Here is a 22315-nt window from a genome sequence, read left to right on the forward strand (position 1 = left end):
ATGACAAATAAACTATTCATACTTTCTGTTGCAGCTATCTCACTGACAGCCTGCAAAAAAGAAGCTCCAAAACAGGATGGTGCAAAACCTTACCCTGTAATTTCGGTGGAACAAAAGAATATCGTAGGATACCAGACATTCCCTGCGAGCATACAAGGTAGAGTAAATAATGATGTAAGGGCTAAGATTCAGGGATATATTACCCAACTATTAGTAGATGAAGGGCAATATGTAACCAAAGGACAACCTTTATTCCGTCTTGAAACCAATATACTTACTGAAAATGCAGCTGCTGCAAAGGCAGGTATCGGTGCTGCCGAATCAACGGTGGCTGCTGCACAGGCTTCGGTAAATGCAGCTCAGGTGGAAGTGAATAAACTTAAACCTCTGGTTGCTAAGAATATCATCAGTAACGTACAGCTTCAAACAGCACAGGCTAACCTGGCTCAGGCTCAGGCACAGCTTCAGCAGGCGGTTGCTTCAAAACGTCAGGCGACAGCCAATTACAAAGGGGTAGAAGCTAATATCGAATATTCTATTATTCGCGCACCTATTTCGGGGGTTGTTGGAAAACTTCCTTTAAAAGTGGGTAGCTTGGTAGGACCTACTGATCAGACTCCTTTAACGACAATTTCAGATACTTCCGAGGTATTCGCCTATTTTTCGATGAACGAAAAAGAATATTTCAACTTTTTGGAGAAATCTGTAGGAGCTACAATGCCTGAGAAAATCAAAAATCTTCCTATGGTTGATTTACAGCTGGCTAATGGAAGTATTTATCCTGAAAAAGGGAAGATCGAAGCTATTACAGGACAAATTGATCCCACTACAGGAACCATTCAGTTCAGAGTAGCATTTTCAAATGCCCAAAAGTTACTTAGCAACGGGAACAGTGGAACAATAAGATTACCTAAAGCGTATGATAGCGTTTTGGTTGTTCCGGAAAGTGCCACATACGAACAACAGGGAATTGTTTATGTGTATAAAGTTGAAAAGGATACTGCTAAAAATGTAGTAGTAAATGTAATTGACAGAATTGACAACATGGCGTTAATAAAATCAGGAATAAATAAAGGAGAAACTATAGTGGCAGCAGGTATCGGTGGTTTGAAATCCGGAACTCCTGTAAAGCCGAAACCTATAAAAATGGATAGCCTCGTTCAATCTATAAAACCGAAATTCTAATGATAAAAAACTTTATTAACAGACCGGTTTTATCCACTGTTATTTCAATATTAATTGTTATACTCGGTGTTTTAGGCCTTATTTCATTGCCTGTTACCCAGTACCCGGACATTGCGCCTCCTACAGTGAGTGTTACAGCAAACTATACGGGAGCTAACGCGGAGACGGTGATGAAAAGTGTGGTAGTTCCTTTGGAGGAACAGATTAACGGGGTAGAAGGAATGGATTATATCACTTCTTCTGCAGGAAACGATGGATCTGCCAATATTCAGGTTTTCTTTAAGCAGGGGATTGATCCGGATATTGCAGCGGTAAACGTACAGAACCGTGTTACAAGAGCAACACCATTACTTCCAAGTGAAGTAACCCGTTCAGGGGTTGTTACTCAGAAGCAGCAAACCAGTGCCTTGATGTATATGTCTTTCTATTCCGAAAATAAGGACCTCGATGACGTTTATCTTCAAAATTTCCTGAATATTAACATTATTCCTAATATCAAAAGGATTAATGGAGTTGGAGATGCTCAGGTTTTCGGTGGGAAAAACTACTCGATGAGAATATGGCTGGATCCTGCGAAAATGGCAGCCTATGGAGTAACACCGGATGATGTTACAGCGGCTATTAATGAGCAGAGTAGAGAAGCAGCAGCTGGATCCATCGGACAAAACAGTGGTAGTTCTTTTGAATACATCATTAAATATGTAGGGAAATTCAACGAGAAATCTCAATATGATAACATCATTATCAAGTCTCTTGCCGATGGCCAGAATCTGATGCTTAAAGATGTTGCCAAAGTTGAATTGGCTGGGCAATCTTATACCGGAATTGGGGAGAATGGAAATAATCCTTCCATCAGTATGGGATTCTTTCAGACACCAGGTTCCAATGCTCAGGACATTATTAAGAATATTAAAGCATACTTAAAAGCATCAGAGGGAAGTTTTCCTAAAGGGATTAAATATACTTTCAACTTTGATACCAATGAGTTCCTTGATGCCTCTATTGATAAGGTTGTTCATACCTTAATTGAAGCATTTATTCTGGTATTCATTGTAGTGTATATTTTCTTACAGGATTTCAGATCTACTTTGATCCCGGCTATTGCAGTTCCGGTATCTATTGTGGGAGCATTCTTCTTCCTGAATTTGTTTGGATATTCACTCAACCTTTTAACCTTATTCGCGTTAGTACTTGCTATTGGTATTGTAGTGGATGATGCCATTGTCGTCGTCGAGGCCGTTCATGCTAAGATGGAGCATGGTATTTCCGATGCTAAAAAGGCTACCGTAGAAGCGATGGATGAGATTACTGGAGCAATTATTTCAATTACATTGGTAATGGCATCCGTATTTATTCCGGTAACTTTTATTACCGGTCCGACAGGGGTATTCTATCAGCAGTTTGGTATTACACTTATCGTAGCGATCATCATTTCGGCAATCAATGCATTAACGTTAAGTCCGGTTTTATGTTCACTATTCCTTAAACCTCATTCTGAGCATCACCAGGAATACAAGAATATGAATATCCTTCAGAAGTTCTTCTATAAATTCAATATAGCATTTAGAACAACCACTGAACGTTACGGAAGAGGATTTGTTTTCTTATTAAGACATAAATGGGTTACCCTGATCATCTTTGCCATTACAGGAGGAATTTTATTCTGGGCAAGTTCAACGATGAAAAAAGGATTCGTTCCTACTGAAGACCGTGGAATTATCTTTACCGATGTGCAGCTTCCTCCGGGATCATCTATGGAAAGAACCTATAATGCATTGAAAACACTACAGGCTAACGCAATGAAAATTCCGGGAGTTCAAAACGTTACCATTTCTACCGGTAGAGGTTTCTTATCCGGAAACGGAAGTAATAATGGTCTTGCCTTTATTAAATTAAAACCTTTTGATGAAAGGAAAAAAGATAATTTAACCTCTGAAGATATTACGAAAAAACTATTTGGAATTTCAGGGAAAGTGCCGGATGCCAAAGTCGTATTCTTTCAGCCACCAAGTGTACCCGGTTTTGGTAACAGTGCAGGATTTGAGATGGTATTGCTGGATAAATCCGGTGGTGAATATACCGCGCTTGATGATAAAACTAATGAATTCATCGGTAAGCTTATGGAAAGACCCGAGATAGAATTTGCACAGACCTCGTTCAATACAAAGTACCCGCAATATCAAATGGAAATTAATGTTCCTTTGGCAAAACAATTGGGAGTTTCTGTAAATAGTATCCTAAGTACAATGCAGGGATATATTGGAGGGATTTATACAGCTGACTTTACGAAATACGGAAAACAATTCCGAGTAATGGTTCAGGCTCTACCTGAAAACAGAAAGAACATCGATAATCTTAACGATCTCTATGTAAAAACAGGTTCGGGTATAATGTCTCCTATTTCGCAATTTGTGACATTAGACAAAACATATGGTCCACAGTCTGTAAGTCGTTATAACCTTTTTACATCAGTAAAAATTACAGGGGGGAATTCCCAGGGCTACAGTTCCGGGGATGCTATTACTGCGGTACAGCAGGTAGCGAAAGAAACACTGAATCAGAATTACGATGTTGAGTTTACCGGATTGACAAGAGAAGAATTAAACTCCGGATCTCAAACCGTATTAATCTTTGGGCTAAGTTTAATTTTTGTCTACTTTATCCTTTCTGCGCAATATGAAAGTTATATTCTTCCGCTGATTGTTGTGATCTCACTTCCATTAGGGGTAATGGGAGCTTATTTTGGACAAAAAATCATGGGCTTGGAAAACAATATCTATTTCCAGATTGCCTTGATCATGTTGGTCGGATTATTGGCTAAAAATGCCATTTTGATTGTTGAATTTGCCGTTCAGAGAAGACATCATGGTGAAACCATTGTCATGTCTGCAATCAATGCTGCGAAGGCAAGATTAAGACCGATTCTGATGACCTCATTTGCCTTTATATTTGGTCTATTACCATTGGTGCTGGCAAGTGGAATCGGGGCGGTAGGAAACAGATCTATTGCAACAGGTGCTGCCATTGGATTATTGATAGGAACAGTATTAGGGCTCATCGTAATTCCTGTATTGTATGTGATCTTTGAAACATTGCAGGAAAAAATCAAACCGATTAAAAGAGAAGACATCAATTTAGCTGAATAAAAATAAAAACCAGAGAGGTAGAAGTAGTAAAAGAATTGTTGAATTTCCGATCTTACTTCTAACCTCTGGTTTCTAACTTCCAATTTTTAACAATGAAAAGTTTAATAAACATCATAAAAGGAGTAACTTTTTCAGTTTTCATACTGGGAGCCATTTCATCATGTATGGCGAGAAAAGAGTATGAAAGACCGAAAAATGTCGTTGACGAAAAGCTTTTCCGTACCGATATGCTTCCTAAGGACAGTGCAAGTATTGCTGATATCTCATGGAAAGAAATTTTTACGGATCCCATATTACAGGGGCATATTTCAAAAGCTTTAGAAAACAATTTAGATATCAGAATTGCATTACAGAGTATTGCCTCTGCCGAAGCTTATCTTAAACAAAGTAAAGCAGCATATCAGCCAACGGTTTCAATCGGACCCAATTACACGTTTCAAACCCAATCCATCAATACCCAGTTTGGTCAGATCATTGGAGAAAGACGTTATGTAAATCAATTTGATATTACAGCGACTATAGGTTGGGAAGCGGATATCTGGGGTAAATTAAAAGCTCAGGAAAAAGCTCAGCTTGCCACTTATTTAGGAACAGTTGCCGCACACAAGGCTGTAAAAAGCAGTTTGGTAGCCTCAGTAGCTTCTGCTTATTATCAGCTTTTGACTTTCGATTCGCAGAAAAGAATTATTCAGGAAACCATTGATGTCCGGGAAAAAAACCTTGAAACAACAAAAGCTCTGAAAGAGTCAGGAACGGTAACTGAAGTGGCGGTTCAACAAAGTGAAGCGTTGGTTTTTAATGCGAAATCTCTACTTATTGATATTGATACTCAAATCCAGTCTTTGGAGAATACAATGAGTCTGTTGATGGGAGAACCTTCTCATGCCATTGAAAGATCAACACTAGAGGGCCAAAACCTTCCGAAGGATATCAAACTTGGATATCCGGCTCAATTACTGGCCAACCGTCCGGATGTAATGCGTGCGGAATACAATCTGATGAACGCTTTTGAATTAACCAACTCTGCGAAAGCACAGTTTTACCCTACACTAAAACTTACCGGAACCGGTGGAGTACAGTCTGTAGATATTGATCATTTATTCAGTGTGAATTCGTTATTTGCCAATGTAGTAACAGGCTTGGCGCAACCTATTCTCAACAGAAGACAGATCAAAACGAATTATGACGTGAGCCTGGCCAATCAGGAAACGGCTTATCTGAATTTTAGAAAAACAGTTCTTACTGCAGGAAAAGAAGTATCTGATGCAATACGGGTATTTGGAGTACAGGATTCTTTTATTGAACTTAAAAGAAAGGAACTGGACGCGTATAAAAAATCAGTAGATTTTTCCCAGGAATTGGTTAACTATGGTATGGCCAATTACCTTGAAGTGTTGAATGCGAGTGTAAATTCATTGAATGCAGAATTGAATATTTCAAATGCAGAATACAACAAAATGAAAGCTGCAGTTGACTTATACCAGGCACTAGGTGGGGGTTGGAAGTAATTCCTCCGACACTTTTTAAATAGATCAGACGCATGCAGATATTGTATGCGTCTTTTTATTGATAACATAAATTATTGTTGATTGATTAAATATATTTGTTTTTATGTAGCTAACTACGTAGTTTTGTACATTAAATAAAAATTATGACATTAGAAATCCAACCTATCGGTAATACTTATTCCGAACAAGTCATAGATTTGATTCTGAATATTCAGCAAAAAGAATTTAATATTCCTATCACGATCGAAGACCAGCCGGATCTTTTGAAGATTGAAAGCTTTTATAAAGAAGGGGGCGGAAACTTTTGGGGCGCTTTTCTGGATAAAGAGTTGGTAGGTACCATTGCTTTAGTTAAATTTGACGAAAAGGCTGCAGCCATCAGAAAGATGTTTGTTAAAAAAGAATTCAGGGGAAAAGAGCATCAGATCGCACAAAAATTATTAGATATCCTGATTTCGTATTGCAGGGAAAATAAAATTGAAGAAATTATGCTGGGGACAGTTTCTGTGCTGAATGCGGCCATGCGTTTTTATGAACGTAACCGGTTTCAGAAAATTGCCAAAGAAGATCTCCCTCCTTCATTTCCTCTGATGAGTGCTGATAACGTCTTTTATATTCTTAATTTAAATGAGATCTAATGAATGTTATTAACGAATCCGGAATTCTTGCGATATCCACAAGATTGCAAAGGCTAAGTGAACAGCTCCGTAAAGATGGAGCTTTGGTTTATAAGGCATTTGATATTGATTTTGAGCCTAAGTGGTTTCCTGTTATCTTTACACTTTATCACAAACAGCCCCTGAGTGTTGTGGAGCTGGCCAATGAAATAGGGTATACCCATCCCTCTACAATAAGCTTACTTAAGGAACTTGAAAAGGAGAAGATGATTATTTCAAAAAAGGATAAGCAGGATGAAAGAAAACGTTTGATCGGATTAGCACCTAAAGGCCTTGAACTCATCGAAAAAATGAAGCCCGTATGGGAACTTATTTCAACTGTTTTGGGAGAAATTGCCGACAACAACAATCACTTATTAAAAGCCATTGATGAAACAGAAGAAAAACTGGCAAATCAGTCCTTTTTACAACGTGCTTTGCAATTGAAAAATACTAAGTAAAATTTCTGATAGTACTCAATTTTACAGCTTATACATATGAATAAAATGAATCCTGCACTACGCAGGATTTTTTTTGAATTCTGTTTTTTTAATGTTAATGGGCTTTGCGGGCTTTTTTTTATATGATAGATGATGTAAATTTAATCTATTGATATTCTATAAGTTGACATTAAACTTGAAATTTTATTAAAAAAATCACTTCATAGGGTACAGTATTTGCAGATAACAAAAGCGCACACGCAAATCATGCTTTACATACGATAAATATTAAGGTTTTCCTTAAAATTGATTATATAAAAGCAACACACCACATCATTTTTTTATATATTATTAAGATAAATCTCCGGTAGCATACCGGAGATTTTTACGTTTTAAATAAGAAACAAAAAAAGGTGACCACTGGCCACCTTTTTATATGTAGTAATAAACCTTATTGACTTTTATCTTTTTCCCCAGTCCATGATCCGGATCTTGTAGGAGTAGGAACAGCATTTGTCCAGCTTCCGTTTCCTTTTTTATCAGTACCCAGGTTTCCGTTGAAAGAACCATCAGACGGAAGACCAACTGAAGCGTTTAATTCCCCTGAATCATTTAAATGACCGGCAATCTTGTAATTTTCATTATTAACATCAGAATGCATTGTTCCATTTACGGTTCCATCACTTGCGACTACAATATTCCAAACCCCTTTATCGCTTCCATCATAAGTTCCTGACCAGGTTCCGATGTAATCATAGATCGTATCATCATCTGAGCTACATCCTATTAGTGCAAAAGTTGCTAATAAAAGAAAAAAAAGTTTCTTCATAGTTTTGATAGTTTTACAAGAGTGGAGAATATGGGAATCTTCATTTTCTCCTTTTTAGTTAAAATCGTTAGTAATCCTCGTTTCTGTTGAGCGCAAATATATAATTTTTTATTTAATTTGTGCACTTTTTGTGTTTTTTTTGTAAAACAAATAATTGAATATTTGTTTTGCAGGAGCTAATAACCGAGATCAATAAAAAGATAAAAAATCTAAACTATCAATTGTAAATTGATGGCTTATCTCCTGATAAAACTTTATGCCCTAAATAAAAAAGCAGATGAATAGAATCCTTGGGAATACGAAGCTGTAGGTTATGTGAATTAATCATTTCAAATTTCCATTGATGTTCAACACAATAAAGCATCATTTCTTGTAAATCTTTATCCAAAAGAGCAAGTATTACAGTCACTTCATCATTGCTTAATGTTTCTTGATTTAAACTAGGTTCCATTGCTATTTTCAAATATGTTTATCCATTATCAAGCAATGTGCCACAGTAAAGAGAAAATTAGGAATGTGGTATGTATTTTTTTACTTTTTATCAGGAGAATTTCTTCTTGTTGATAATCGGATGGTAACTGCTATTCGTAATGCCTTATTTTTAAAGAATATAAACTATCCGGAATGCCTTCAGTTGTACTTTTTGATACCACATTTCACTAATTATTGATAATATACCTATAATTTTGAATGACCAAACATTAAGAAATGATAATATGCGAAAATCTGTTACTTCAAAATGGGGGAGAAGTAATAGAATATCGGGCTAATGAATGTATAGTAGAAGAGGCTACTTGCGCAAAATATTATTTACAGATTATAAAAGGTACAGCAAAGATGAATTCAGTTCATTTTGACGGTAAAGAATATTTTTATGGCCTGCCTTTCAATGGGCATTGCATTGCAGAATCTTATTTATTTACTGATAAAAAATATCCTTTTAGTGCAATAGCAATTTCAGATTGTAAGATCATTCGCGTAGAAAAGAATCAGTTTATACAACTTATAGAAAATATTCCTTCTCTTTTAGTTAATTTATATGCCTATACAGCAGAAAGGATCCACTATAAAAATCTTATGCTCTCAACACTGGGATGTGTCACTTCTCAGGAGCGATTAACTATTTTATTAGATTATATTAAAGAGTTTTATACATTAAATGATACCCGCCCCTTTATTATACCTTATACCAGACAGCAATTGGCATCGTTGACGGGGTTAACTATTGAATCGGTCATAAGGACAGTTAAAAGGATGGAGAGCCGTAATCTGCTTTCAATCGTAAATGGGAAGATTTTCTATTAAATCTTTTTCAAGCCATAAAAAAAGAGTCTTTCTTTTTTGAAAGACTCCACAGATTATTTTTTCCTATCATTAGGTATTTTACCCGTTAATAATGGATTTTTCCTCTTTCTATTTTCAGGATATTTTCCGTTTCCATTTTTTTTATGGTTCTTATCACCGTTTCTACCGTCAGACCGGTAAGGTTTGCAATCTGTTGACGGGTAAACGGAACCTGGACAGTATCAGATACCTCTCTTAAATTATAATCTTTAATATAATCCAGAACTGTTTTAATCTTTGTAGCAGGCTCAATGCCTGATAAATTAAAAAGCATTAAATATTTGTAATACAACCTTTCAGACAAACATTGTAATAAATTCTGCATTACGTTAGCATCCTGGCTTACAAGATTATTAAAATCATTTTTGCCAAGACATAACAGAATGCAATTTGTCTTTGTAATTGCGTTCATTGGATAAGGTCTGTCTGTAAATAACAGGGATTCACCAATACTTTGTCCGTCATTTAAAATGTTCTGAATAAATTCTTTTCCGTTTGAGTGGTAATTAAATAACTCCACTGTACCAGTACATATCTGATAATAATATTTAGGTTGACTGCCTTCTTCAAATATTATTTCATCTGGTTGAAATTCCTTGTAAACCGCACCATGTGCCAGCAATAAATCTTCACGTATTATCATAATTGTAAGCTTTTAGGTTATAAGAATAATTTTTATAAAGATTGATGAAAAATTCTCAGCAAATTCCAAACCAGTTTTTACCTCCGTGTGGTATGTAGACGTCATTTTCTATGTTTTTTCAATAAAAAAAGCTTCCCATATCGGGAAGCTCAACGACTGTAAAAACGATGAAAAATTATAAGTATAAATTTAAGTGTACTCTTATAATACATTTATGATTGCAGTCATAAAGACTGCGGATGATAGAAAAAAGTTAAAAATAGACCTTGGAAAAAATGAATTGTAATCCTGGTACAGCTATTTATTCCCGATCTTATTAAATTTTGTATTTATTATTCAGTTCATTACAGAAGTTTATAAATAAAATTTTAGAAAATATTTGTATATGCGCTATAAATACTTACTTTTGTACCGCTTCAGAAAATGAAGTTCACAAAAATGGGGAATTAGCTCATCTGGCTAGAGCGTTAGACTGGCAGTCTAAAGGTGACGGGTTCGATCCCCGTATTCTCCACAAACAATGAGTAATCCCTTTATATAAAGGGATTTTTTATTTCAATAATAAGCCTGATACACAAAAGCACAATTATTTTTTATAAACTCATAAATAGCTCATTGCTTAAGTTTTTTACGTATACCATTAAAGTATTTTACCGTTTTAGCAAATAAATTAATTATTGTAGTTGTACTACCCACTGTGACGATTAAGAAATACTTCCCTCAAATGAAGGATTTTTTGTTTCCTTTTTTACTGTTGCTGAATATATTTCAATTGCTTTTTAGGTTGCTGCTTTTGTCATATCCTGGCATGATGCATACTTAATATTTCAATATAAAGGGGAGCTAAAAAAATATATGACGGAATGGTTTACATTACACAAACCCCATATTTAAAATCTCACCTTTTCTTTTCAAAACCATAAAATAAAGGAGAAGATCATCGTCAGAAAAATGCTTTTCAAACCTGATCATTTCCATGTCAGGTTTCAAAGCCTCGGTTTGTTCAAACTTTTCAATCAGATACAAGTCAGTATCTACCTTTAAAGTAACAATGGTAACTTCATCAGCTTCATTTTTTTTATGAATGTGAAGATTGTTCTCCCAAAGGTCAAATGAGACAGAAATATGGTCTGAAATAACCGGGATCTGTCCAAACTGAAACTCCTTGAGCAGTTTTTTTCCCTCTTCCAAAGGCAATCCATGTTTTACATTACGGTTTCCTCTTACTGAAATCTGATCAAGATCCTTAATTCTCGTCATTGTTTTCGCGAAACTTTGATAGAGTAGTGGGTCTCCAGCAGCTTTAACGTAATGGTCCAGGGCCTGGCGTATTATTTTCCCCACTTTGGAGCAATGTCCGAATTCGGAACTGTTTTGTCTTACTTTTTCGTAGGAAGCGCTTTTTTTGAAAGCATTTTTATTAAACCCACTTTTCTTCCGAACGACATTTTTTCCGTTCAAAGTGTAAAAAACAAGGTCACCAACTGATCCTGTTATTTTAATTATGCTTTCATATGTGGCCATTTTCTCAAAATTAAAACCAAATATAGTGATAATTAAATAAATATAAAATTTTAACATATATTTATAATATAGTTGTAGTATAGAATATATAGAATTAAAATATAAAATGTATATTTGTAGATAATTACGTACATCGGTAAAAATCAAGCAGATATGACAACAGGATTATTTATTGGAAAAATGAGAATAAAGCAGATTGCTGCTTTGCTGATTGTAACCTCTACTGTGATTTCATGCGGAAGCAGCAAAAGTGTTTCTTCAAAAAAGAGCAACACAAAAACAGTGGCAAGATCTGAAAACCTCAGACGTCTGGATTCAAATTTCAATGGGAAAGTGTCTGGCTCAATCAATAGTATTCTGAAAGATGCTGAAAAGTACATTGGAACTCCGTATAAATTTGGAGGCAGTACTTCTTCAGGATTCGATTGTTCCGGTTTTACGGTAAAAGTATTTGAAGAAAACGACCAGAAATTACCTCGAAGATCCTCTGATCAGGCAGATACAGGAAAAAAAATTGATATCAGTGAAGTGAAACCCGGGGATTTGCTGTTTTTTGCAACTGCAGGTGGAAGTAGGGTATCACATGTTGGCATTGTTCATGATATAGGAAACGATGGCGAAATCCGATTTATCCATGCTTCAACCTCAAAAGGGGTGATGATTTCTTCTTTAAATGAAAAGTATTGGAATAAAGCGTATCTGCATGCCCGAAGGGTTTTATAATGAGTAATAGTATACATGGGAAATAAGAGATTTGCCTTCATCAAAACAGATAAAAAACTGATTAAACTTTTCTTTGATGATATTATCGTCATAAAAGGACTCGGTAATTATGTCGAAATTTATACCCGTGACCAGAAACGATATATTTACTATAAAACGCTGAAAGATTTGATTGAAAATTTACCCGATGAATTTATGCGTATTCATAATTCATATATTGTGAATCTAACGAATATTGAATCTTTCGAAAATAATCAAATAATATATAAAGATTTAAAAATTACTGTAGCGAAAAGCTATCGGGAATGTTTTACAAATACCTTACATAGAATGATGCTATAATCCATCCACATAGATATATCGTACAACAGAATACGATTTATAGCCAACTAAATAATTAATTTTTCTCGTATTTGCATTCAGGCTAGTTTTGTGAAAAATCAGAAAAAAATGAATAAACAAATGGCTATAAAGTATGTAAATGAAAGTGAAATTACTGGAATAAAAGCCGGTTTACAGCGGGAAACTTTTTTAGATATCTGGATGGTAGTTGTAAATGATCGAATTTTTGCCCGTTCCTGGGGCTTTGCTGAAAGAAGTTGGTATAATACTTTTTTAAAAGACTCTTGTGGACAAATAAAATGTGGAGATCATATATTTACCATCCATGCTTGTATTCCAGCTGATCTTATCGACCTTACTTTTTCTATTAATCAGGCTTATTTAATGAAATACAGCACCAAACAATATGCAAAACCGATAACCAGGCAAAAACATATTGATAGAACGATGGAATTTATTATTTGTGAATAGAAAAATATGAGTCCGATCCGGAATTGTATAAAATGATTGATATTGTTAATTTCTCACTATTTGTCATTTCTCTGAACTTGTATACTACAACAAACTTTTGTACTTTTATCGCCGGAAATAACGCATCAACGGGTCGTTATTTATACTTGAAAAAATTAATTTAAATTAGAAACATGTCGTTACAACAAACTATTGAGAACATCTGGGATAATAGGGACTTATTACAAAATGAAGATAGCCAGAAGGCGATAAGAGAAGTTATTTCTTTATTGGATTCCGGAGAACTTCGTGTTGCTGAACCTACGGAAAACGGGTGGCAGGTAAATGAATGGGTGAAGAAAGCTGTAGTAATGTATTTCCCGATTCAGAAAATGGAGACCATTGAAGTGGGACCATTTGAATTCCATGACAAAATTCCTTTGAAGAGAAATTATGCTGAAAAAGGAGTACGTGTTGTACCTCATGCTATTGCAAGAGAAGGAGCTTTTGTTGCTTCAGGAGTAATTATGATGCCTTCTTATGTAAATATCGGGGCTTATGTAGATTCAGGAACAATGGTAGATACTTGGGCAACCGTTGGAAGCTGTGCACAGATCGGTAAAAATGTTCACCTTAGCGGTGGTGTTGGCATCGGTGGTGTTTTAGAACCATTACAGGCTGCACCGGTAATTATTGAAGACGATTGTTTCATTGGTTCAAGATGTATCGTGGTAGAAGGAGTACATGTAGAAAAAGAAGCGGTATTGGGAGCGAATGTAGTATTAACTGCTTCAACAAAGATCATCGACGTTACAGGAGATCAACCGATTGAGATCAAAGGTAGAGTGCCTGCCCGTTCAGTGGTAATTCCTGGAAGCTACACCAAACAATATCCGGCAGGGGAATATCAGGTTCCTTGTGCTTTGATTATTGGTACAAGAAAAGAATCTACAGACAAGAAGACTTCTCTTAATGATGCATTAAGGGAAAATAATGTAGCTGTATAAGCGCTTATCCATCTAATACTGCACAATTTTGAAAGATAAAGTTTTAAAATTTATACTAAACCCTAAATATATATTTGGGGTTTATCTTATTATATCGGTAGTTACTGCAATTTCCAAGTATCTGAGAGGAGATTATGCCATCAACAACTATCTGATTTTTAAAAATGTATTTTTTAATACCATTCATCAGAAAAATTTATTTATCCATTATCCTGACCTCTATTTTGATTTGAATCATTATGGAGTTTTTTTTAGCTTACTGATTGCTCCGTTTGCCGTTATGCCGGATTGGCTGGGAATTTCACTCTGGAATCTGATTAATACTTTTGTATTTGTATTTGCCATTTATAAGCTTCCGTTTTCGGATTCCAAAAAGGCGATATTCGGATTGCTGTGCCTCCAGGAGTATATTACCGCTGCATTAAGCCTGCAGTTTAATGTAGCTCTTACAGGGCTTTTGATATTATCTGCAGTATACATCTATGAAAGAAAAGAAGTACGTTCGGCTACCGCGATTCTCATTGGTGTTTTTGTGAAAATTTATGGTATTGTAGGATTGAGCCAGTTTTTCTTCATCAAAAATAAGATGAAGTTTATTATTTCGGGGATTGTAATTGCCGCATTGTTTTTTGTAATTCCTATGATCTATTCCACTCCCCAGTTTGTCATACAGAGCTACGCAGATTGGTTTCATTCTATTATAGAGAAGAATAATGAAAACCAGGTATTGGGAAATATGCAGGATATTTCATTAATGGGTTTTGTAAGAAGAGTTCTTGGGGATGCTTCCATTTCCAATCTTATATTTTTAGCTTTTGGCTTACCATTATTTGCTTTGCCATATGTGCGAATAAAACAATATAAAAATTATGCTTTTCAGCTAATGATTCTGGCTTCTACATTATTGTTTTTGGTGCTATTCAGCTCAAGTTCAGAATCACCTACGTATATCATTGCTGTTGTAGGAGTGATGATCTGGTTTTTTCTTCAGAAAGAAAGAACACCATTTATCATTGGATTGTTGATTTTTGTGATCATTTTTACTTGTTTTTCAACTTCAGATCTTTTTCCTAAATCAGTCAAAAATGATTATATCATCAAATATTCATTAAAAGCGGTACCTTGCATTGTTGTTTGGCTAAGAGTTGTATATGAACTTTTAACCAAAGATTTTGAAAAAAATTATAGCCTGAACTGATCCGATGAAAAAAATTTCTATTGTAATACCTGCCTATAACGAAGAAGGAAACGTAGCTATGATCCATCAGAAGATCAAAGAGGTTTTTTCCGGGTTAAAGGCTTATGATTTCGAAATTATATTTGTAAATGACGGAAGCAGGGATAATACACAGCAAAAACTTGAAGAACTGTCCGAGCTGTATGATGAAGTGAAATTTATTGAATTCTCAAGGAATTTCGGGCATCAGCCGGCAGTAAAAGCAGGGATGGATCAGGCTTACGGAAATGCTGTGATTTCTATGGACGGAGATCTTCAACACCCTCCGGAGCTGATTCCTGATATGATCAGAAAATGGGAAGAAGGCTATGATGTTGTATTAACGGTAAGGACCTATCCGAAAGAAATTTCTTTCTTTAAAAGGAAAACCTCCGATTTTTTCTATAAGCTGTTATCTAATCTTTCTGATGTAAACCTTACTAAAGGGGGAGGATCTGATTTCAGACTTTTGGATGCCAGTGCTGTGGAAGTAATGAGGCAATTCAATGAAGATGATTTATTCTTAAGAGGATTGACAAGCTGGATGGGCTTTAAACAAACGGCTCTTAATTTTACGGCTAATGAGAGGTTGGCTGGTAAAAGTAGTTATAATCTCAAGAAGATGATAACTTTTGCTTTCACGGGAATAACGGCTTTCAGCGTAAAACCTCTTTATATTGCGGCTTATTTGGGATTCCTGTTTTCTGCAATATCAGTGATCGGCTATGGAATCTATGTGATTCATTCTTTTGTGTCTCATACAGAAATTTCAGGTTGGGCATCTTTGATTATGACGATCGTATTTTTTGGTGGCTTACAGCTTATCATCCTTGGAATTATCGGGATGTATCTGGGCAAAATTTTTAAACAGGTTAAAGAAAGGCCTAATTACATTATTAAAAATAAAAAATTATAAATGGTTTTATTAAGTTTTGACATCGAGGAATTTGATATGCCATTAGAGTATAAAGGAGAAATTCCTTTTGATAGGCAGATCTCTATTTCTCAGAAAGGATTGGAAAGAATACTTGACCTTTTGAAAAAACATCAGGTAAAAGCGACTTTTTTTTCAACTGTTGTCTTTGCAGAAAACAGTAAACATTTAATCGAAAGATTGTTAAGCGAAGGACATGAACTGGCTTCCCATACATGGTTTCATTCTGAATTTGAGGAAAAGCATTTAAAAGAATCCCGGGAGAAACTTGAAGAGTTATTTTCAGCAAAAGTTACCGGCCTGCGGATGCCAAGGATGATGCCTGTTAATGAAATGGCAGTGGAAAAAGCGGGTTATTCTTATAATTCTTCGATTAATCCAACCTTTTTACCGGGAAGATATAATAACCTGAAAGTATCCAGGACTTACTTCAAAGAGGGAAATGTTACCCAGATTCCGGCTTCTGTTTCTCCAAATTTCAGAATTCCTTTATTCTGGCTGAGTTTCCATAATTTCCCCCTTTCCATCTATAAAAAAATAGCTTCAGATAGCCTGAAGAAAGATAAGTACCTTAATATATACTTTCACCCATGGGAGTTTGCTGAAATTAAGGATGTAGCCTTTAAACTTCCCGGCTTTACGGTGAAAAATTCCGGAATTGATATGGTCGAAAGGTTTGATGAATTCATAGGATGGCTGAAAAATAAGAAGTATAGCTTTGGAACATTTCAGGAATTTCAAAAAAAGATAGAATCATGAAGATTGCTTTTGACGCTAAACGTTTTTTCCATAATACTTCCGGGCTGGGTAATTATTCCAGGGATCTTGTAAGAATTCTTTCAGAATATTTTCCTGATAATCAGTACCTGTTACTCAATAAAAATAAATCAGACAGGGGGGCAGATATACTTCAAAACCCTAATGTTCAGTTTGTTGAAACCTCCAAAGGAAGTATGTCCCGTCAGTTCAAAATGGGAAAGGATGCCCAGAAAAGCGGAGCCGATATTTTTCATGGTCTATCCGGGGAATTGCCTTTAAAATGGGACAAAAAACCAATAAAGAAGGTTGTAACGATTCATGATCTTATTTTCGTAAGATATCCTCAGTATTACTCATTTTTTGACCGCAAGATTCATTTATGGAAATTTAAAAAGGCGGCGCAAAGTGCAGACAAAATTATTGCTATTTCAGAACAGACCAAAAACGATATTATCCAATATCTGAAGGTACCTGAAAATAAAATTAAAGTTATTTATCAGGGTTGTCACAAGGCTTTTAAAGAACAGCAGCCCGAAGATTTGATTAAAGCTACAAAAGAAAAATTTAAACTTCCGGAAAGATTTATTTTAAATGTAGGGACTATTGAGGAGCGTAAAAATCTTTTGAATGTTTTAAAGGCTATCAATGGAACCGGAATTCCTTTGGTTGTTATAGGGCGGAAAACCGGATATTATAAGAAACTGGAAACCTTCATCAGGAAGAATAAATTAGAAAATCAGGTTCACTTTTTAGAAGGAGTTTCTATGGATGAACTGGCCGTTATCTATAAGTTTGCTGATATTTTTATTTATCCCAGTTTATTTGAAGGATTTGGAATCCCTGTTATCGAAGCGCTTTTTTCAAAAACCGTTGCCATAACAAGTAATATAAGCAGTCTGCCGGAAGCGGGAGGAAAGAACTCCGTTTATATTAATCCGGAAAATCATTTGGATATTCAATCCAAAATACAATTTTTATGGGATAATCAGGCGGAAAGAAAACGTCGTGCTGATCTGGGTTTTGAGTTTGTTCAGAAGTTTAATGACGAACCTATTGCACAGGAACTGATGAATTTATATCATGAAATTTTGTAAAAAAATTTTGTTATTTAAAAATAAGTCCTACATTTGTACCACAATTTTCAAACATGAAACCGAATTTTTTAACACTACATCATTATCATCATCATCTCTGCTAAGACGGAATTGATTGATAGTAGCCTGTGTTAAAATCAAAAAATAATTAAAAACCGTCTGAGTAACAGACGGTTTTTTTGTTTTAAATTCTTCCCGGAAACTTTTCAAAAATACTTTTCATTTACTCAGACCCAATATGTGCAACAATGAGTAAATTAAAAATTGCCATCCAGAAGAGCGGCAGACTTTATGAAGATTCTTTACAGCTTTTAAAAGATTGTGGAATTTTCGTTAACAACGGAAAAGACCAGCTAAAGGTTTCTGTAGACAATTTTCCATTTGAAATCATGTATCTCAGAAACTCTGATATCCCTCAATACCTTGAAGATGGTGTGGTGGATATCGCTATTGTAGGCGAAAACCTGCTGGTAGAAAAAGAAAAGCAAATTGAAATTGTTCAGAAGCTCGGATTTTCAAAATGCAGGGTTTCTCTAGCAGTTCCCAAAGATGTAGAAACCGATGAACTGAATTATTTTCAGGGAAAGAAAATTGCTACATCATATCCTAACACCCTTAAAAAATTTCTGGCAGAAAATGCTGTATCAGCAGATATTCACGTTATTTCAGGCTCTGTTGAAATTGCTCCCAATATAGGATTGGCAGACGGGATCTGTGATATTGTAAGTTCGGGAAGCACTTTATTTAAAAACGGATTAAGGGAGACTATCACCTTATTGAAATCTGAAGCAGTACTTGCTAAAAACCTTCAGTTGAATGAGGAAAAAGAAAACATTCTGAATCGGTTTTTATTCAGGGTCAAGGCTGTGCTCAAAGCAAAAAATTCCAAATACATCCTTATGAATGTACCTGATGATAAGATCAAAGATATTTCCAGAGTACTTCCGGTTCTTAAAAGTCCTACCGTACTTCCCCTGGCTGAAAAAGGGTGGAGCAGTATTCACTCCGTTATTGACGAAGAAAGGTTCTGGGACGTCATTGATGAACTCAAGGACAACGGAGCACAAGATATTCTTATAATTCCAATCGATAAAATGGTAATTTAATTATGTTTATACACAGATATCCTAAAAAAGAAACATGGAAGGAGCTGGTTAAGCGTCCGGCCCGGAAAAAAGAAGAAATCTCAGAAATTATTTCAGAAGTATTCACGAAGATAGAAGAGGATGGTGATAAAGCATTGCTTGAATTTACGAAGAAATATGATTCTGCTGATATTGAAGAAATAGAAGTTTCCCAAGTCGAGATTGAACAGGCGGAATCTTTGGTCAGCCCAGCATTAAAAAAGGCAATTCAGGAGGCGAGCGAAAATATTACAAAATTTCATGCTCTGCAACAACCGGAAACGAAAAAGATAGAGACTACAAAAGGAGTGATTTGCTGGCGGGAAAATCGTGCGGTTGATAAAGTAGGGATCTATATTCCCGGAGGAACTGCGCCTTTATTTTCAACGGTTCTGATGTTGGCTATTCCTGCCCGTTTAGCCGGATGTAAAGAAATTATTCTGTGCACTCCTCCGGATAAAAATGGAAATATTAATCCTGCCATTCTTTATAGCGCAATGATTTGTGGGGTGACCAGAATATTTAAAGCAGGAGGAGCACAGGCTATTGCAGCAATGGCTATTGGAACAGAAAGTATACCAAACGTATATAAAATATTCGGGCCCGGAAATCAGTTTGTGGTGGCAGCAAAAGAATATGCACAAAACTATGGGGTAGCCATTGATATGCCTGCAGGACCAAGTGAAGTTCTGGTTATTGCAGATCAACAGGCAATACCTGCTTTCTGTGCGGCTGATCTTCTTTCCCAGGCAGAACACGGAAGTGACAGTCAGGTTGTTTTTATTTCTACAGATTTTGGAATATTTAGTGAAACGATCAAAGAAATAGATAATCAGATCAAAAAACTTCCCAGAAATCAATTTGCGGAAGAGTCTTTAAACAACAGTTATTTTATTTTACTGAATACGGTAGAAGAAGCAATAGAATTCAGCAATTTATATGGTCCGGAACACCTTATTCTGGCAATAGAAAATTTTGAGGGATCTATTTCTTCAATTCAAAATGCCGGGTCCGTGTTTTTAGGAAACTATTCCTGTGAAAGCGCCGGAGATTATGCCAGTGGAACCAATCACACACTTCCTACCAACGGATTTGCACGCAATTACAGCGGTGTTTCATTGGACAGTTTTGTAAAGAAAATCACTTTTCAGGAGCTTTCAGCAAAAGGCTTGCAGAATTTGGGAAAAACAATAGAAATAATGGCAGAGGCAGAAGGATTATTTGCCCACAGGAATGCCGTTTCAATACGATTAAAAAATAAAAATAGATGAAACAATTAACGATCAGTCAGTTTGTACGGAAGAATATTTTAGAGCTACAACCTTATATCAGTTTCAGGGATCATAATGAATTTGAATCACCGGTTCTAATGGATGCCAATGAAAGTCCTTTTGGAGAGTTTAACCGGTATCCGGATTCTACCCAGAAGAAGCTTAAAAATAAAATTGCAGATCTTAAGGAACTATCTCCAGAGCAGATCGCAATCGGAAACGGAAGTGATGAGCTTATAGACCTGATCATAAGGATTTTCTGTGAGCCCAAAAAAGAGTCTATCATGATGATGAATCCATCTTTTGCGATGTATGCATTTTATGCTACGATCAACGAAAACAGGGTGATCAAAATGGATCTTGACGAAAACTTCGAGATTATCAAGGAAAACTTTCTCAAGATATCCATGGAAAACCGGCCTAAGATATTTTTCCTTTGTTCGCCTAATAATCCTACGGGGAACAGTGTCGATGATATTGAATTCTACTTACAGAATTTTGATGGAATTGTAGTAGTCGATGAAGCCTATATTGAATTTTCAGATAAAAAATCCAGCCTGGAATTGCTGATGAAATATCCAAACCTTATCGTTCTTCAGACTTTTTCAAAGGCTTGGGGAAAAGCGGGAGCAAGAGTTGGGATCGCCTATGCTTCTAAAGAAATCATTAATCTCATCAACACAGTGAAGGCTCCTTATAACGTTAATTCTTTAAGCCAGGATTTGATTTTAAAAAGCATCGATCAGATAGATTTGTTTCAGCAGAATGTTGAAAATATATTAATTGAAAGAGCCTGGTTAGACAATGAGCTCAAAAAGCTTCAATGCGTGACCAAAATTTTCCCTACTGATGCCAATTTTTTCCTGGTTGAATTTACCAATGCAGACCAGGTTCATCAAAAGTTACTGGCCAATGAGGTACTTACCAATAAAAGGGCTCCGGCCATTCCCGATTGCATACGCATCAATATCGGAACAAGAGAAGAAAATATGAAATTAATTGCTGTTTTAAATAGAGTGTAATTATGAAAAAAGTACTGTTTATAGACCGTGACGGGACACTCATTATTGAGCCACCTACAGATTTTCAGGTTGATTCTTTGGAGAAACTGGAGTTTTATCCGGGTGTTTTTCAAAACCTTTCCAAAATAGCCAGGGAACTGGATTATGAATTGGTAATAGTAACCAATCAGGATGGATTGGGAACTGAAAGCTTCCCTTACGAAAACTTTATTAAGCCTCAGGAAAAAATGTTGAATGCTTTTAAAAATGAAGGAATAATTTTCAATGATATATTAATTGATAAAAGTTTTGAACGTGAAAATCTTCCTACCCGAAAGCCAGGAATCGGGATGCTTGGTCAATACATCTATGGAAATTATGATCTTGAAAACTCATACGTTATCGGAGATCGATTGACAGATATTCAGTTGGCCAAAAATTTAGGATCAAAAGCAATTTTTATCAGTGAAACGGCTGATGATAATGCTGCTTTGACAACCAAAGACTGGTCGGAAATTTATCAGTTTTTAAAAGATATGCCAAGAAAAGCAAAAGTTGCAAGGAAGACTAATGAAACAGAAATAGAAATTGAAGTTAACCTCGATGGGAAAGGCAACTCCAGTATTTCAACAGGACTGCACTTTTTTGATCATATGCTTGAGCAAATTTCAAAGCATGGAAATTTAGATCTAAGTATTCAGGTGAAGGGAGATCTGCAGGTAGATGAACACCATACGATAGAAGATACGGCCATCGTTCTGGGGCAGGCTGTTCTTAAAGCATTAGGAAATAAGAAAGGGATTGAAAGATATGGCTTTCTACTTCCGATGGACGACTGTCTGGCCCAGGTGGCTCTGGATTTTGGAGGGAGACCATGGCTGGTTTGGGATGCTGATTTTAGAAGAGAAAAAATAGGAGATGTTCCTACTGAATTGTTTTTCCACTTTTTTAAATCATTTTCCGATGCATCTCAATCCAACCTGAATATTAAAGCGGAAGGAAGCAATGAGCATCACAAGATCGAGTCTGTTTTTAAGGCTTTTGCCAAAGCTTTAAAGATGGCTGTAAATCAGACCGATCAGAATTTTAATTTACCTTCAACTAAAGGAAGCTTATAAG

At 35.8% G+C, this 22315-nt stretch carries 22 protein-coding genes and 1 tRNA gene; 19 read left to right on the forward strand and 4 right to left on the reverse strand.

Annotated elements, in window-relative coordinates; translation table 11 throughout:
* The 5 genes from PFY10_02640 (at position 1) to PFY10_02660 (ending at position 6956) form a co-directional block, all read left to right on the forward strand.
* Positions 1-1185, forward strand: coding sequence for an efflux RND transporter periplasmic adaptor subunit (locus PFY10_02640; protein ID WBV57338.1), 1185 nt, complete (start codon positions 1-3; stop codon positions 1183-1185).
* Positions 1185-4331 carry an efflux RND transporter permease subunit gene (locus PFY10_02645; GenBank protein WBV57339.1) on the forward strand — a complete coding sequence of 1049 codons (3147 nt, stop codon included), beginning with the start codon at positions 1185-1187 and terminating at the stop codon, positions 4329-4331. The genes PFY10_02640 and PFY10_02645 overlap by 1 nt, the downstream gene beginning before the upstream one ends.
* A gap of 92 nt (positions 4332-4423) precedes the next feature.
* On the forward strand, positions 4424-5839 hold the full coding sequence (locus PFY10_02650) for a TolC family protein (protein WBV57340.1): 1416 nt from the start codon (positions 4424-4426) through the stop codon (positions 5837-5839).
* 143 nt (positions 5840-5982) lie between these two features.
* The gene (locus PFY10_02655) at positions 5983-6477 is read left to right on the forward strand and encodes a GNAT family N-acetyltransferase (GenBank protein ID WBV57341.1); all 495 of its coding nucleotides are present in this window, start codon (positions 5983-5985) and stop codon (positions 6475-6477) included.
* Positions 6477-6956, forward strand: coding sequence for a MarR family transcriptional regulator (locus PFY10_02660; GenBank protein WBV57342.1), 480 nt, complete (start codon positions 6477-6479; stop codon positions 6954-6956). Before PFY10_02655 ends, PFY10_02660 begins: the two co-directional genes overlap by 1 nt.
* A gap of 430 nt (positions 6957-7386) precedes the next feature.
* On the opposite strand, the gene PFY10_02665 is transcribed toward PFY10_02660, so the two are convergent.
* Both PFY10_02665 and PFY10_02670 read right to left on the reverse strand, forming a co-directional pair.
* Positions 7387-7764, reverse strand: a complete 378-nt coding sequence (locus PFY10_02665) for a membrane lipoprotein lipid attachment site-containing protein (protein ID WBV57343.1) — start codon at positions 7762-7764, stop codon at positions 7387-7389.
* A gap of 217 nt (positions 7765-7981) precedes the next feature.
* On the reverse strand, positions 7982-8215 hold the full coding sequence (locus PFY10_02670) for a hypothetical protein (GenBank protein ID WBV57344.1): 234 nt from the start codon (positions 8213-8215) through the stop codon (positions 7982-7984).
* A gap of 257 nt (positions 8216-8472) precedes the next feature.
* Here PFY10_02670 and PFY10_02675 point away from each other — a divergent pair, with 257 nt between their 5' ends.
* Entirely contained in the window at positions 8473-9069 is a 597-nt protein-coding gene (locus PFY10_02675; protein WBV57345.1) for a Crp/Fnr family transcriptional regulator, read from the forward strand.
* Positions 9070-9154: 85 nt separating this feature from the next.
* Here PFY10_02675 and PFY10_02680 read toward each other — a convergent pair whose 3' ends face one another.
* Positions 9155-9751: a Crp/Fnr family transcriptional regulator gene (locus PFY10_02680; GenBank protein ID WBV57346.1), complete on the reverse strand. Its 597-nt coding sequence runs from the start codon at positions 9749-9751 to the stop codon at positions 9155-9157.
* Positions 9752-10191: 440 nt separating this feature from the next.
* Between PFY10_02680 and PFY10_02685 the strand changes: the two genes are divergently transcribed.
* Positions 10192-10265: transfer RNA gene (locus PFY10_02685), tRNA-Ala, on the forward strand.
* Positions 10266-10624: 359 nt separating this feature from the next.
* On the opposite strand, the gene PFY10_02690 is transcribed toward PFY10_02685, so the two are convergent.
* Positions 10625-11275, reverse strand: a complete 651-nt coding sequence (locus tag PFY10_02690) for a hypothetical protein (GenBank protein ID WBV57347.1) — start codon at positions 11273-11275, stop codon at positions 10625-10627.
* A gap of 153 nt (positions 11276-11428) precedes the next feature.
* Here PFY10_02690 and PFY10_02695 point away from each other — a divergent pair, with 153 nt between their 5' ends.
* From PFY10_02695 to hisB, 12 genes are all read left to right on the forward strand, one after another.
* Entirely contained in the window at positions 11429-11998 is a 570-nt protein-coding gene (locus PFY10_02695; GenBank protein WBV57348.1) for a C40 family peptidase, read from the forward strand.
* 15 nt (positions 11999-12013) lie between these two features.
* Entirely contained in the window at positions 12014-12340 is a 327-nt protein-coding gene (locus PFY10_02700) for a LytTR family DNA-binding domain-containing protein (protein WBV57349.1), read from the forward strand.
* A 108-nt stretch (positions 12341-12448) separates the two neighbouring features.
* Entirely contained in the window at positions 12449-12811 is a 363-nt protein-coding gene (locus PFY10_02705; GenBank protein ID WBV57350.1) for a DUF2255 family protein, read from the forward strand.
* A 173-nt stretch (positions 12812-12984) separates the two neighbouring features.
* Entirely contained in the window at positions 12985-13797 is an 813-nt protein-coding gene (locus PFY10_02710; protein WBV57351.1) for a 2,3,4,5-tetrahydropyridine-2,6-dicarboxylate N-succinyltransferase, read from the forward strand.
* Positions 13798-13825: 28 nt separating this feature from the next.
* Complete coding sequence (locus PFY10_02715) at positions 13826-14995, forward strand: glycosyltransferase family 87 protein (protein ID WBV57352.1); 1170 nt, start codon at positions 13826-13828, stop codon at positions 14993-14995.
* 4 nt (positions 14996-14999) lie between these two features.
* Entirely contained in the window at positions 15000-15929 is a 930-nt protein-coding gene (locus PFY10_02720) for a glycosyltransferase family 2 protein (GenBank protein WBV57353.1), read from the forward strand.
* Positions 15930-16706 carry a polysaccharide deacetylase family protein gene (locus PFY10_02725; protein WBV57354.1) on the forward strand — a complete coding sequence of 259 codons (777 nt, stop codon included), beginning with the start codon at positions 15930-15932 and terminating at the stop codon, positions 16704-16706.
* The gene (locus PFY10_02730; protein WBV57355.1) at positions 16703-17800 is read left to right on the forward strand and encodes a glycosyltransferase family 1 protein; all 1098 of its coding nucleotides are present in this window, start codon (positions 16703-16705) and stop codon (positions 17798-17800) included. Before PFY10_02725 ends, PFY10_02730 begins: the two co-directional genes overlap by 4 nt.
* Before the next feature lie 248 nt (positions 17801-18048).
* A complete protein-coding gene (gene hisG, locus PFY10_02735) occupies positions 18049-18906 on the forward strand; it encodes an ATP phosphoribosyltransferase (GenBank protein WBV57356.1) in 858 nt (285 codons plus the stop codon).
* Between the two features lie 2 nt (positions 18907-18908).
* Positions 18909-20195 (forward strand): histidinol dehydrogenase, encoded by a 1287-nt coding sequence (hisD, locus tag PFY10_02740; GenBank protein WBV57357.1) that lies wholly within the window; start codon positions 18909-18911, stop codon positions 20193-20195.
* Positions 20192-21217, forward strand: a complete 1026-nt coding sequence (hisC, locus tag PFY10_02745; GenBank protein WBV57358.1) for a histidinol-phosphate transaminase — start codon at positions 20192-20194, stop codon at positions 21215-21217. Before hisD ends, hisC begins: the two co-directional genes overlap by 4 nt.
* 2 nt (positions 21218-21219) lie before the next feature.
* Entirely contained in the window at positions 21220-22314 is a 1095-nt protein-coding gene (hisB, locus tag PFY10_02750) for a bifunctional histidinol-phosphatase/imidazoleglycerol-phosphate dehydratase HisB (protein ID WBV57359.1), read from the forward strand.
* Position 22315 lies beyond the last annotated feature (1 nt).

The organism is Chryseobacterium daecheongense (genome assembly GCA_027920525.1).
Classification (GTDB): Bacteria; Bacteroidota; Bacteroidia; order Flavobacteriales; family Weeksellaceae; genus Chryseobacterium; species Chryseobacterium proteolyticum.

What these genes read in the sequence shown, in the direction of transcription:
- PFY10_02730 (WBV57355.1), top strand. Translation starts at nt 16,703, where the DNA reads ATGAAGATTGCTTTTGACGCTAAACGTTTTTTCCATAATACTTCCGGG.
- PFY10_02660 (WBV57342.1), top strand. Translation starts at nt 6,477, where the DNA reads ATGAATGTTATTAACGAATCCGGAATTCTTGCGATATCCACAAGATTG.
- PFY10_02720 (WBV57353.1), top strand. Translation starts at nt 15,000, where the DNA reads ATGAAAAAAATTTCTATTGTAATACCTGCCTATAACGAAGAAGGAAAC.
- PFY10_02705 (WBV57350.1), top strand. Translation starts at nt 12,449, where the DNA reads ATGAATAAACAAATGGCTATAAAGTATGTAAATGAAAGTGAAATTACT.
- PFY10_02645 (WBV57339.1), top strand. Translation starts at nt 1,185, where the DNA reads ATGATAAAAAACTTTATTAACAGACCGGTTTTATCCACTGTTATTTCA.
- PFY10_02700 (WBV57349.1), top strand. Translation starts at nt 12,014, where the DNA reads ATGGGAAATAAGAGATTTGCCTTCATCAAAACAGATAAAAAACTGATT.
- PFY10_02640 (WBV57338.1), top strand. Translation starts at nt 1, where the DNA reads ATGACAAATAAACTATTCATACTTTCTGTTGCAGCTATCTCACTGACA.
- PFY10_02725 (WBV57354.1), top strand. Translation starts at nt 15,930, where the DNA reads ATGGTTTTATTAAGTTTTGACATCGAGGAATTTGATATGCCATTAGAG.
- PFY10_02690 (WBV57347.1), bottom strand. Translation starts at nt 11,275, where the DNA reads ATGGCCACATATGAAAGCATAATTAAAATAACAGGATCAGTTGGTGAC.
- PFY10_02650 (WBV57340.1), top strand. Translation starts at nt 4,424, where the DNA reads ATGAAAAGTTTAATAAACATCATAAAAGGAGTAACTTTTTCAGTTTTC.
- PFY10_02680 (WBV57346.1), bottom strand. Translation starts at nt 9,751, where the DNA reads ATGATAATACGTGAAGATTTATTGCTGGCACATGGTGCGGTTTACAAG.
- hisG (WBV57356.1), top strand. Translation starts at nt 18,049, where the DNA reads ATGAGTAAATTAAAAATTGCCATCCAGAAGAGCGGCAGACTTTATGAA.
- hisC (WBV57358.1), top strand. Translation starts at nt 20,192, where the DNA reads ATGAAACAATTAACGATCAGTCAGTTTGTACGGAAGAATATTTTAGAG.
- PFY10_02670 (WBV57344.1), bottom strand. Translation starts at nt 8,215, where the DNA reads ATGGAACCTAGTTTAAATCAAGAAACATTAAGCAATGATGAAGTGACT.
- PFY10_02695 (WBV57348.1), top strand. Translation starts at nt 11,429, where the DNA reads ATGACAACAGGATTATTTATTGGAAAAATGAGAATAAAGCAGATTGCT.
- PFY10_02655 (WBV57341.1), top strand. Translation starts at nt 5,983, where the DNA reads ATGACATTAGAAATCCAACCTATCGGTAATACTTATTCCGAACAAGTC.
- PFY10_02675 (WBV57345.1), top strand. Translation starts at nt 8,473, where the DNA reads ATGATAATATGCGAAAATCTGTTACTTCAAAATGGGGGAGAAGTAATA.
- hisB (WBV57359.1), top strand. Translation starts at nt 21,220, where the DNA reads ATGAAAAAAGTACTGTTTATAGACCGTGACGGGACACTCATTATTGAG.
- PFY10_02710 (WBV57351.1), top strand. Translation starts at nt 12,985, where the DNA reads ATGTCGTTACAACAAACTATTGAGAACATCTGGGATAATAGGGACTTA.
- hisD (WBV57357.1), top strand. Translation starts at nt 18,909, where the DNA reads ATGTTTATACACAGATATCCTAAAAAAGAAACATGGAAGGAGCTGGTT.
- PFY10_02665 (WBV57343.1), bottom strand. Translation starts at nt 7,764, where the DNA reads ATGAAGAAACTTTTTTTTCTTTTATTAGCAACTTTTGCACTAATAGGA.